Annotated in this window: 8 protein-coding genes and 11 tRNA genes; 3 read left to right on the forward strand and 16 right to left on the reverse strand. The window is 29.1% G+C overall.

What is annotated here, in order from left to right; genetic code table 11:
• Positions 1–116 precede the first annotated feature (116 nt).
• Complete coding sequence (locus tag KQI36_RS08440) at positions 117–1,217, reverse strand: M23 family metallopeptidase (RefSeq protein WP_216450546.1); 1,101 nt, start codon at positions 1,215–1,217, stop codon at positions 117–119.
• A 318-nt stretch (positions 1,218–1,535) separates the two neighbouring features.
• Here KQI36_RS08440 and KQI36_RS08445 point away from each other — a divergent pair, with 318 nt between their 5' ends.
• Entirely contained in the window at positions 1,536–2,513 is a 978-nt protein-coding gene (locus KQI36_RS08445) for a DnaD domain protein (RefSeq protein WP_216450547.1), read from the forward strand.
• Positions 2,506–3,483 (forward strand): ATP-binding protein, encoded by a 978-nt coding sequence (locus KQI36_RS08450; protein ID WP_010298239.1) that lies wholly within the window; start codon positions 2,506–2,508, stop codon positions 3,481–3,483. The genes KQI36_RS08445 and KQI36_RS08450 overlap by 8 nt, the downstream gene beginning before the upstream one ends.
• A 401-nt stretch (positions 3,484–3,884) precedes the next feature.
• Here KQI36_RS08450 and KQI36_RS08455 read toward each other — a convergent pair.
• From KQI36_RS08455 to KQI36_RS08505, 11 genes are all read right to left on the reverse strand, one after another.
• Positions 3,885–3,961 (reverse strand) — tRNA-Asp (locus KQI36_RS08455).
• 7 nt (positions 3,962–3,968) lie between these two features.
• A tRNA-Val gene (locus KQI36_RS08460) sits at positions 3,969–4,044 on the reverse strand.
• Positions 4,045–4,049: 5 nt separating this feature from the next.
• Positions 4,050–4,124, reverse strand: a tRNA-Glu gene (locus tag KQI36_RS08465).
• Between the two features lie 18 nt (positions 4,125–4,142).
• A tRNA-Thr gene (locus KQI36_RS08470) sits at positions 4,143–4,217 on the reverse strand.
• 7 nt (positions 4,218–4,224) lie between these two features.
• A tRNA-Asp gene (locus KQI36_RS08475) sits at positions 4,225–4,301 on the reverse strand.
• Between the two features lie 6 nt (positions 4,302–4,307).
• A tRNA-Val gene (locus tag KQI36_RS08480) sits at positions 4,308–4,383 on the reverse strand.
• 5 nt (positions 4,384–4,388) lie between these two features.
• Positions 4,389–4,463: transfer RNA gene (locus KQI36_RS08485), tRNA-Glu, on the reverse strand.
• A gap of 19 nt (positions 4,464–4,482) precedes the next feature.
• Positions 4,483–4,557: transfer RNA gene (locus tag KQI36_RS08490), tRNA-Thr, on the reverse strand.
• A 7-nt stretch (positions 4,558–4,564) separates the two neighbouring features.
• Positions 4,565–4,641 (reverse strand) — tRNA-Asp (locus tag KQI36_RS08495).
• 5 nt (positions 4,642–4,646) lie between these two features.
• Positions 4,647–4,722: transfer RNA gene (locus KQI36_RS08500), tRNA-Val, on the reverse strand.
• A gap of 6 nt (positions 4,723–4,728) precedes the next feature.
• Positions 4,729–4,803: transfer RNA gene (locus tag KQI36_RS08505), tRNA-Glu, on the reverse strand.
• A 626-nt stretch (positions 4,804–5,429) separates the two neighbouring features.
• On the opposite strand from KQI36_RS08505, the gene KQI36_RS08510 reads away from it, so the two are divergent.
• Positions 5,430–6,659 carry a BaiN/RdsA family NAD(P)/FAD-dependent oxidoreductase gene (locus tag KQI36_RS08510; RefSeq protein ID WP_216450548.1) on the forward strand — a complete coding sequence of 410 codons (1,230 nt, stop codon included), beginning with the start codon at positions 5,430–5,432 and terminating at the stop codon, positions 6,657–6,659.
• A 54-nt stretch (positions 6,660–6,713) separates the two neighbouring features.
• Here KQI36_RS08510 and KQI36_RS08515 read toward each other — a convergent pair whose 3' ends face one another.
• The 4 genes from KQI36_RS08515 to KQI36_RS08530 all read right to left on the reverse strand — a co-directional run bounded on the left by KQI36_RS08515 (position 6,714) and on the right by KQI36_RS08530 (position 11,352).
• Positions 6,714–6,899: a DUF1858 domain-containing protein gene (locus tag KQI36_RS08515; protein WP_010298245.1), complete on the reverse strand. Its 186-nt coding sequence runs from the start codon at positions 6,897–6,899 to the stop codon at positions 6,714–6,716.
• A gap of 239 nt (positions 6,900–7,138) precedes the next feature.
• Positions 7,139–8,425, reverse strand: a complete 1,287-nt coding sequence (locus KQI36_RS08520) for an adenylosuccinate synthase (RefSeq protein WP_216450549.1) — start codon at positions 8,423–8,425, stop codon at positions 7,139–7,141.
• Positions 8,426–8,754: 329 nt separating this feature from the next.
• On the reverse strand, positions 8,755–9,753 hold the full coding sequence (locus tag KQI36_RS08525; protein ID WP_216450550.1) for a 3'-5' exoribonuclease YhaM family protein: 999 nt from the start codon (positions 9,751–9,753) through the stop codon (positions 8,755–8,757).
• 267 nt (positions 9,754–10,020) lie between these two features.
• Positions 10,021–11,352 (reverse strand): replicative DNA helicase, encoded by a 1,332-nt coding sequence (locus tag KQI36_RS08530; RefSeq protein WP_010298252.1) that lies wholly within the window; start codon positions 11,350–11,352, stop codon positions 10,021–10,023.
• Between the last annotated feature and the right edge of the window lie 211 nt (positions 11,353–11,563).

Raw genomic sequence — 11,563 nt, forward strand, 5'->3', positions numbered from 1 at the left:
TTTTATAATCAAATATTTTGATAATCAAAGTATAATTTAGATTTAATCCCTTGTCAATAGTTTTATTATATATATACCAATATATTTACTTTAATGTAAATATATTGGTATATATTTTATTCACTAAAGCTTAATGGATCTACAGCACTTCCATTAATCTTCACTTCAAAATGCAGATGAGGGCCCGTACTATCTCCTGTGCTACCAACTGTAGCTACTTGATTACCCTTTTCTACTTTATCTCCATTTTTAACTGTAAGGGTATCACAGTGAGCATATACTGTTTCTAAGTTATTACCGTGTTCTAGTATTACAACATTTCCATAACCATTCATAACACCTGAAAACTTAACAGTTCCACTAAAAGCTGCTTTTATAGGTGTACCTGTATCTGCTGCTATATCTAATCCTTTATGAACAGTTCCCCATCTTTCACCAAAATAAGAACTAATTACTCCCAGCGTTGGAACATATAAGCTTTTATTTGCAAAGATAGGCTGTGCACCTATAGCATTTTTCGTTGAAACAATAGCTGTTTCATCTTTATTTTCTACTTTAGATTCATTCTTTTCTTCCAATTCTTTACTAACATTAACTTCAACTTTAGTTTCACCTCTTGAAATTGTATTAACAAAAGTTTCAGTAGTTCCAGTAAATGATATTAATTTTTCACCTTCATTATTAGCATTTATTATATTATTTGCTATATTTACCTCATCTTTTAATTGATTTTTTAAACATTCACATTCTTTATATTGTATATTATTGTTTAACTGTATGTTTTTTAAATTATTCATTTTACTTTTAGATATATATTGATTCTTAACTATTTCTATAGCCTTATCACCAATATCTTTACTTTTAACATAAGCTATTACTTTGTCATCACAAATCATTTGATAACTAGATACCTTTAAAGAATTTTTTAATGATTTTTCTATCTCTTCTTTAGACATATCTTTTTTAGTACTAAAAGGTTCTTTTTTTAATTTAAGGTTATTTTTTATTTCTAAATTTTTGTTTTTTGCCTCATTATACTCTATATTCCATACTTTTTTTATTAAATTTTCATCACTTGTAACTGCAATTATTTTGTTATTATCGTATAGCACATACTTACTAGTTAATTTGCTAATAAAGAATGTAAGTGTTAAACTAGTTGTTAAAGCTACTGTAAGAATAACGATTATTATAGTATATTTATGAAATTTTCTCAAAATATACCTCCTTTCCATTAGCATATTATTCCCTATTTAATTAAATTTAAACATGGCTATAATCATTGGAAATAATTATTAATTTTTTTTAGCTTTATGTGGTATACTAATATGGTCAAATACACCTTATTTAAAATTTAATAAGGTTAAGATATAATTATATAATGAAGGAATGAGTTTATATTTCTATATTTTCAACTAAAATAAGTAATATAACATTGAAAAACTACTTGGGAATTATAAATTGAAAAATTATTTTATATTCCTATATAAGATTTAAAATTAAATAACTAGAACATTTTAAAGTGAGGGATATACATGAGTACTTTCATGTTTAAAAACAAAAATTTAGGATATACTCCTGTAAGCAATGTTTTTATAGATAAATATATGACTAATGCACGTGGAGAATATGTAAAAGTATATCTTCTTGGATTAAAATATTGTATAAGTGGTGAGCTAGGTGCTAATTCAGCAATTATAGCTAGTACATTATCACTTCTTGAAAGTGATATACTTAATGCTTGGAACTATTGGAGTGAAGTAGGCGTTGTAAAAATGTATGCCATTGATAATATGGGAAATTACACTATAGAGTTCCTTGATTTAACAGAAAATATGAGTCCACCTGTTCAAAATGTTGATATATTAAAAGAACTAGATAACTCTTCTATTAAAGATATGTTACAAGATATTGAGAAATTAATAGGAAGAACTCTATCGCCAAAAGAAATAGAATGCTATTTAAGTTGGCAAAAGGACTTTAACTTTTCTCCAGAGCTTATACTTTTACTAATTCAATACTGTGTTTCTAAAGGTAAGGTTGACTATAGGTATTTTGAAAAAATAGCAATGGCTTGGCATGATCAAAAGATATCAACTATTGATGAAGCGCAAAGCTTTATAAAAAGACATGAAGATAAATGGATTAGTATAAGAAAAATCCTTAAATATTTAGGCGTTAATTCTCCTGATGTTATGAAACCACAGGAAGATATGATTTCAAAATGGATTCATACTTATAAATTTTCTAATGAAATTATTTATAAAGCTTGTGATATTTGCTTCGAACGACTTAATAGGGCGGATTTTAAATATATTGATGGAATACTTAATAGTTGGTTTAAATCCGGAATATCTACTCTTGAAGATATTGAGAAAAAGGATAAGAAAAAGCTTAATTATAAACCTATAGTAAAATCTTCTAATAAAGATACTTTTAATAATTTTGAACAACGAAATTATGATTTCGATAAATTAGAAAAAGATTTGTTAGGATGGTATGATAATGAATAAAACTTTTCATTCACAAGTTATGAAAATGTATGAAACGGTAAGAAAAAATGAAGAGCTTAAATTAGAAAAGAGAAAAATGGAGATACAAAAAGCTCTTCCTCAAGTTATAGATATTGAAAATGAAATAGGAAAACTTTCAGTAAAATTATCACTTATAGCAATAAAACCAATGGATGATAAAGATGCTGCCATTAATAGTATAAAAAATAAAATGATTGATTTAAAAATGAAAAAATCAGAGCTTTTAGTTTCTAATGGCTATCCTATGGATTATTTATCACTTATATATAAATGTGATAAATGTAAGGATACTGGATATATCTACACTAAAAAATGTGATTGCTATAAAAGGTACCTTGTAAAGGTTGGTTATGAAAATTCTGATTTAAAGCACTTACTTGATAAGCATAGCTTTAAAAATTTCGATATAAATTACTTTTCAAAGGATTTTTACCAAGGTAATTTAAGTCCTAGAGCTAATATGGAACGAATATATAAAAGCTCTATTATATACGTGGAGGATTTTAAAAATCATAATGAGAACTTACTATTCTATGGTAATCCAGGAACAGGTAAAACTTTTCTTTCTCATTGCATAGCTAAAGATTTAATAGATGCTGGACACTTTGTTATATATAGAACTTCTGATGATCTTATATCAAATTTAAAAGATGCTAAGTTTAATAATAATATAGGATTATATGAAAGCTTAGTAGATTGTGATTTATTGATTATAGATGACTTAGGAACAGAACAACTTTCAGATTTTAGTAAAAAAGAGCTTTTTAATCTTTTAAATACTAAACTCTTAAAAGATAAAAAAATGATTATTTCTACTAACTATGCATTAGATGAACTTTCATCTATATATTCTGAAAGATTTACATCTAGACTATTTGGTAACTTTACACTAAAAAAATTTTTTGGTGATGATTTAAGATTAAAAGTAGCACGCTCAAAAAGGCGCTAATATAAAAAACTATCTTTAAACTTAAAGATAGTTTTTTTGTTATATAGGAAGATACATTTATATTAATCATCAAATCTTTGTTGTTCATTAAACATAAAAAATAAAAAGCTCAACTTTTTCAAGCTGAGCTTTTCATACAAAAGGAAAATTTCTTTTAAAGGATAAACGACTATAACCAACTTTGTCTACCTATATATTACCACGTTTTCAAAGTATTGTGAATTTTGTTTTTTCAATAGTTGCTACTTACTCTATAGGTTTTCTTAATATATTTAATGCAACCTTTGACTTCTCATCTGCACTAATGATTTAATATATAAAAAAGGAAGGCCGAATATGACCTTCCTGAATATTACTATTTTAAAAATAAAAAAACCTTGAACTAAGTTCAAGGTTTTAGTTGGCGACCTAGAAGGGACTCGAACCCTCGACCCCCGGCGTGACAGGCCGGTACTCTAACCAACTGAGCCACTAGGCCAGATTTTTGGTGGTCACAACAGGGTTCGAACCTGTGACCCTCTGCTTGTAAGGCAGATGCTCTCCCAGCTGAGCTATGCGACCAAATATGGTGACTCCTAGGGGAATCGAACCCCTGTTACCACCGTGAAAGGGTGGTGTCTTAACCGCTTGACCAAGGAGCCTTATTATGTTTTAAAAAGTGGAGCTGGCAATAGGAATCGAACCTACAACCTGCTGATTACAAGTCAGCTGCTCTACCGTTGAGCCATGCCAGCAAAATTATGGCGACCTAGAAGGGACTCGAACCCTCGACCCCCGGCGTGACAGGCCGGTACTCTAACCAACTGAGCCACTAGGCCAATTTTTGGTGGTCACAACAGGGTTCGAACCTGTGACCCTCTGCTTGTAAGGCAGATGCTCTCCCAGCTGAGCTATGCGACCAAATATGGTGACTCCTAGGGGAATCGAACCCCTGTTACCACCGTGAAAGGGTGGTGTCTTAACCGCTTGACCAAGGAGCCTTATTATGTTTTAAAAAAGTGGAGCTGGCAATAGGAATCGAACCTACAACCTGCTGATTACAAGTCAGCTGCTCTACCGTTGAGCCATGCCAGCAAAATTATGGCGACCTAGAAGGGACTCGAACCCTCGACCCCCGGCGTGACAGGCCGGTACTCTAACCAACTGAGCCACTAGGCCGTATGTGGTGGTCACAACAGGGCTCGAACCTGTGACCCTCTGCTTGTAAGGCAGATGCTCTCCCAGCTGAGCTATGCGACCACTAAATGGTGACTCCTAGGGGAATCGAACCCCTGTTACCACCGTGAAAGGGTGGTGTCTTAACCGCTTGACCAAGGAGCCATATGTCCTTTTGCTTTTGTTAGGTCTTGTGCATAGTTTCCTTCGCACCCGACAAGTAATATAATACCTAAACTCTTTATTAATGTCAACATTTTTTTATATTTTTTTTCGTATTTTTTTATTTTATTTTAAAATTTAGCATTTTCAACAATTTAAACTAGCTAAGATAGGTTAAAACTAAACTAATTTATTATTTTATTACTGCTTTTGTTGAAAAATTCATATGAAAAAGTGATTTTTTAAGCTATATTTAGACTTATATCTTTCTTTTTCACTGGTAAAATTACCTTTTTGTATAATTATTTATCATTTTCTATTTTAATCACTATATATTTTAAAAGTTCATTTGATGTTATTTAATTGTAACGGTTATAATATATAATGAATCTATCTAGATTTTTGATTTATTAATTAATTGTACAAAAATTTTATTCTAAAATATTTTATTAAATTTAATATGATTTAGGTATTTACGTACTTTTGTATATACTTAAAAATTACAATGTACATACCTATATCTTTTACATATTTATTTTTTTTAAACTTGTTTACAAGAATTTTACATATTTATATTATATGTAGAGTAATTTAACTCTATAACTTTCATTTAGGAAGGAGAAATTTATTTGAATCACGATATTATTATAATTGGAGGCGGTGCCTCTGGTATTATTACTTCTATTTTGTGCAAAGACATGGGTTTAGATGTTGCTATAATTGAAGGTACTGATAGAATTGGGAAAAAAATATTAACAACTGGTAATGGTCGTTGCAATATAACAAATAAAAATCTATCATCATTAAGATATCATAGCTCTAATAAAGATTTTTTTATATCTGCCTTAGAGAAATTTACTTTACAAGATACTATAAATTTTTTTAATTCAATTGGAATATATTTAACTACTTTAGATGATGGAAAAATGTATCCTATGTCACTGCAAGCATCTTCAGTAGTGGATTTATTATTGTTAGCACTTAAAGAACGTAGTATACCTATTTATACAAATAAAAAAGTATGTACCATTTATAAAAATAAAAATTTTAAAGTTCAATGCACTGATGATGAATTTTTCACCTGTAATAAACTAGTCATTGCAACTGGTGGAAAGAGTTATCCCAAAACTGGTTCTGATGGCTCAGGATTTAAATTATCTAAAACTTTAGGTCACTCAATAATTAATCCTGTTCCAGCTATTGTACAACTTAAACTAGATTATAAAAAACTTAAAGCTATATCCGGTGTTAAATTTGATGGAAACACTGATATATATGTAAATAAAAAACTTGTTCGTAGTGAATTTGGAGAAATATTATTTACTGACTATGGAATATCTGGCCCACCAATACTCCAACTTAGTAGAATCGCATCTTATAGTATTTCTAAAAATAAAGATGTTTTTATTTCTGTAGATTTAATGCCTAAATTTAGTGACGATGGCCTAAGAGATTTCTTAGAAAATCATTTTGGAATGAATTCTTATAGATCTATATGTGATGCATTAATAGGAATTATAAATAAGAAACTTATTCCTATCATATTAAAAGAATGTAATATTGAAGATATTCACAAACCTTGCTGGTCATTAGAATGGCAAGAAAAAGACGCTTTAATTAACATTTTAAAATGTTGGAAATTTAAAGTTACAGGAACAAAATCCTTTGATAATGCCCAAGTAACAGCCGGTGGCATAGATACTACTGAAGTTAATAATTCTACATTGGAATCCAAATTAATAGATAATCTTTTCTTTGCTGGTGAAATTCTAGATGTAGATGGCGATTGTGGTGGATTTAACCTTCAATGGGCATGGAGTTCAGGTGCAGTTGTTGCAAATAGCTTAAAAAATAAATAAACATAAAGCTATCTTAAAATATATTTATCTTAAGATAGCTTTTTCTTGCATTTACTATTTATTTAAAGCTTCTAGTAATGCGTTTAAATCTAGTCCATGAACAGCTGCAGCTTCTTCTATTGTTTCAGCTTGTGCTGAAGGACATCCTACACATCCCATTCCAAAGTTCATTAATATTTCTATACTTTCTGGATAGTTTCTAACGATTTCTCCAATTTTCATATCTTTAGTTATTTTCATATGTAACACCTCATTTATTAAATTTAATCATTTTTATTGTTCTCTGTTAATTATTATTTATGCTTATATTATATATTATTTTGTAAGTAACGCACGTAATATATGTTACCTATTTGAAATTTAAATAGAATATTTTTATTTATTTGATATTAAATCAAAAATTTTTTTACTCTATATTAATATAAAAAATACCTTATAAAAATAGAATTAAAATCTATCTATAAGGTATTTTCTATAAATTAAAGTTCGTTAATCATCATAGTTTGGTCTCTTCTTGGACCTACAGAAACTATTGCTATCTTAACTCCTGTAAACTCTTCTATTCTTTTTAAGTATATTTTAGCATTTTCAGGTAATTCTTCATAGGATCTAGCATCTGCTACACTATCATCCCAACCGTCAAACTCTTCATATATAGGTTCACATTTAGCTAAGTCTTCTAAACTTGCTGGAAAATAATCTATAACTTTATCTTCAAATTTATATCCAACGCACATTTTTAATTTTTCAAGTCCTGCTAATGTGTCTATTTTAGTTACACTAAAGCTTGTTAATCCTGAAACTCTTGCTGCTGTTTTTAATATTACAAGATCTAACCATCCACATCTTCTACTTCTTCCAGTTGTTACTCCGTACTCGTGGCCCTTTTCTCTTATCCAGTCCCCAGTTGTATCATTTAATTCTGTTGGGAATGGTCCTTTACCAACCCTTGTAGTATAAGCTTTAACAACACCTACTGCACTATCAAGCATTGTTGGTCCAATTCCTGTTCCAGTACATAATCCACCTGCAATTGTATTTGAAGACGTTACATATGGATAAGAACCAAAGTCTATATCTAAAAGTGTTCCTTGAGCACCTTCAAATAAAACTTTTTTATCTGCCTTTATTGCATCAAATATTCTTACTGATGTATCAGATACAAAAGGTTTTATTCTTTTACCATATTCAACATATAATTCATATACTGTATCTATATCTAAAGCTTCTCCACCATAAATTTTTGTTATCATATCATTTTTCTCTGGTAGGTATTGCTCTAATTTTTTTCTTAAAATATCTGGTTTTATTAAATCACAAATTCTGATTCCACATCTTTCAAATTTGTCTGTATAACAAGGTCCTATACCCTTACGAGTTGTTCCTATATCATTTTTTCCTCTTGCTTCTTCTTTTAAAGCATCAAGTACTTTGTGATATGGCATTATAACCTGTGATCTATCACTTATTATTAATCTATCTGGAGTTATGCTTTCACCTAAGCCTTCTAAGTATTCAATTTCCTTAAATAGTGCTTCTGGATCTACAACCACACCATTTGCTATTACGTTTAATTTTTCTTTATATAGTATTCCTGAAGGAATTAAGTGTAGTTTATATTGTTTATCTCCTACTTCAACAGTATGACCTGCATTGTTTCCACCTTGAAATCTAACAACTACATCTGCTTTTTCTGCTAGATAATCTGTCATTTTCCCTTTACCTTCGTCTCCCCATTGGGCTCCTAAAATTACAAATGATGACATGTTAATTACTCTCCTTCATCTTTCAATTTCTATACCTTATATTAAAAATATAGATAAAGATTTTTACTATGTTAATTTCATAGGAATTTAAAATTTACATATTAAAATTTTAATTCCTAAAAAGTGATATCAAGCTTATGATTATTATAATTTTAGAATTATAATAAATATTTTAATTGTATATATAACTTAAAATTCCAGCTTGTTTCACTATATAATTATTATCTGTAGTACTTAAAAATTTACTCCGCAATATATGTTATCAAAATCGACATTTATCGTCAACAAACTCCACGAACGTTATTCGGTTAATTATATAAATTTTTCGCTTATTTGCTCTTATTTTTACTTAAATAGCTTTTATATATACTTAAATTATCTAAACTCCACACTCTTTCTGAAAATTCCCCGCATTCAACGTCTTTTAAAACTTTTCTCATATCATATAATCTTGCATCCATAACGTCTAAATGATGTAATAATTCTGCCTCTGGTATCATTGGTTTTTTAGGACTTCCGTATTCAGGTTCATAGTGGTGAGTAAGTATCATATGTTGCAATAAAGTAATTATTTCTTTATCTGCATTTACTTCTCTTCCAACAGTATCTATTAAGTTTATTCCTAAAACTATATGGCCAAGTAATTGACCTTGCACTGTATACTGTGATACTATTCCAAGATCACTAGAATCCATCTCATAAATTTTAGCTATATCATGAAGTATTACACCTGCAAATAATAAATCCTTGTCTAGGTCTGTATATATATTTAAAAGTGCTTCTCCTGCTTTTAGCATAGTTGTTACATGATATAATAAACCTCCTTTTACAGCATGATGATTTGATTTTGCTGCTGGGTAATACATAAGTTTTTCTTCAAAACTTAAAATAATTTTTTCAGTTATATTTCTAATATACTCATTATCTATTTTGCATATATAATCTAATAATAATTCATACATTTCTTCTGATTTATAAGGAGCTGTTGGAACAAAATCTTCAACAATTACATTATCTTCATCATTTAGCTTTCTTATTCTATCTATTTTAAGTTGAAGCTTTCCTCTATATTCATTTACAGTTCCTCTAACTCTCACCATCATATTTTCTTTGAACATTGTTTCAAGCTCTTTTGGCACTTCCCAAAGCTTAGCATTTATATTTCCACTATTATCTGTTAACGTTAAATCTAAATATTTATTTGTAGTACTATTATTTGTAAATTTACACTCCATGGTTTTAATTAAAAAATAATTTTCAATTCTTTCTCCCTTTGTAAACTCATGTATTTTCTTTATTAAAAAGTTTTCATTTTTCTTTGATTCCATTGTATTTCTCCTTGAAACTAAATATTATTTATCTGTGAAGATATGTATTTAATATGTTAAATATTTTTATTAGTATATTATCTTATATTAATCTTTATATTTACATATTACTTTATCTGTAATTTCTATATAAAAAACTTCTCTTTTATAGAAATTATTAATTTTTTATATAGAAATTATTTTATTATGGTAATTTTTATATCCTTATAAAATTATAAGAACTCTTGCCCTTTAAATCTAAAAGCAAGAGCTCTAAAATTTCAAATATTATTCTCTATGAATTACATCTAAAGAACCAAATTTACTATATTGTCCAAGCCATGCTAGTTTAACTGTACCAACAGGACCGTTTCTTTGTTTAGCTATAATACATTCAGCTATATTTTTATCTTCTGTTTCCTTATCATAATACTCATCTCTATATAAGAACATAACAAGGTCAGCATCTTGCTCAATAGATCCAGATTCTCTTAAATCTGAAAGCATTGGTCTATGATCCGCACGTTGTTCTGGGGCACGAGATAACTGTGATAATGCTACTACTGGACATTTAAGTTCTTTAGCTATAGCCTTTATACTTCTTGATATCTCTGAAACTTCTTGTTGTCTACTCTCTCCTCCACTACCACTCATCAATTGAAGATAGTCGATTAATATCATATCTATTCCATGCTCCATCTTTAATCTTCTACATTTAGAACGCATTTCCATTATGGAAATACCGGCTGTATCATCTATAAATATTTTAGCATCTGCTAGTGGTCCTGATGCTCTTGCTATGTTTTCCCAATCTTTTTCATCTAAGTTACCAGTTCTTAATTTAAGCATATCTACATTTGCCTCTGCACATAAAAGTTTATATGCAAGTTGCTCTTTACTCATTTCAAGTGAAAATATAGCTACACTTTTTCCAGCTCTTAAAGCTGCATATTGTGCTAAGTTTAGTGCAAAAGTAGTTTTTCCCATAGATGGTCTTGCTGCAATAAGAACCATATCACCACTTTGAAATCCAGATGTTTTGTCATCTAAATCTTTAAATCCTGATGGGACCCCTGTTGTTTCACCTTTATTATTATAAATTCTTTCAATTTCTTCAAATCCTCTTTCTAAAACAACACTCATATGCTCAAAATCACTTGTGTTTTTTTCTTCTGAAATATTAAAAACAGCCTTTTCTGCTAAATCTATAACACCTTCTACATTGTCCTGTTTGGTATAACAATTTTCAATTATTTCTGTAGAGCTTTTTATTAACTTTCTTAGTGTAGACTTTTCTTCTACAATTTTTATATATGAATTTAAGTTCGCTGTTGTCGGCACAGATGAACTTATTTCTGTTATGTATGATATTCCACCAGCAGCATCTAACTTATCATTAGACCTTAAATGTTCTATTAAGGTTATCATATCAACAGGTATATCTTTTTGATATAACTCTCTTATAGATTTAAAAATTACCTTATGGCTATCTCTATAAAAATCCTCACCTTGCAGTGTCTCTGCAGCCTGTGCTATAGCACTCTTATCTATAAGCATAGAACCTATAACAGACTGTTCTGCTTCTATATTATGTGGCATACTTCTAAGAGTTGCATCCATAAATATCTCTCCTTTCAACACTAATTACACCTATTGTAGCGAAACCTTACATAAGTAAGATTCTGTGTTTCTCATTTATATTAAACGTTTATTGCAATCTTATTTTTAAAAGTTATACTTCATCTATATCTTACAATATATAAAAGTTCATTTAAAAAGTTTGCTTATTATATTCATCTACTACATATGCATAGTTTTGTTACTTATCATT

It is taken from the genome of Clostridium senegalense (assembly GCF_018916625.1).
Lineage (GTDB): Bacteria > Bacillota > Clostridia > Clostridiales > Clostridiaceae > Clostridium_J > Clostridium_J senegalense.

Bases quoted from the DNA above. Each gene is read 5' to 3' on its own strand.
- KQI36_RS08525 (WP_216450550.1), bottom strand. From the start codon at position 9,753: ATGGAATCAAAGAAAAATGAAAACTTTTTAATAAAGAAAATACATGAG.
- KQI36_RS08530 (WP_010298252.1), bottom strand. From the start codon at position 11,352: ATGGATGCAACTCTTAGAAGTATGCCACATAATATAGAAGCAGAACAG.
- KQI36_RS08445 (WP_216450547.1), top strand. From the start codon at position 1,536: ATGAGTACTTTCATGTTTAAAAACAAAAATTTAGGATATACTCCTGTA.
- KQI36_RS08515 (WP_010298245.1), bottom strand. From the start codon at position 6,899: ATGAAAATAACTAAAGATATGAAAATTGGAGAAATCGTTAGAAACTAT.
- KQI36_RS08520 (WP_216450549.1), bottom strand. From the start codon at position 8,425: ATGTCATCATTTGTAATTTTAGGAGCCCAATGGGGAGACGAAGGTAAA.
- KQI36_RS08450 (WP_010298239.1), top strand. From the start codon at position 2,506: ATGAATAAAACTTTTCATTCACAAGTTATGAAAATGTATGAAACGGTA.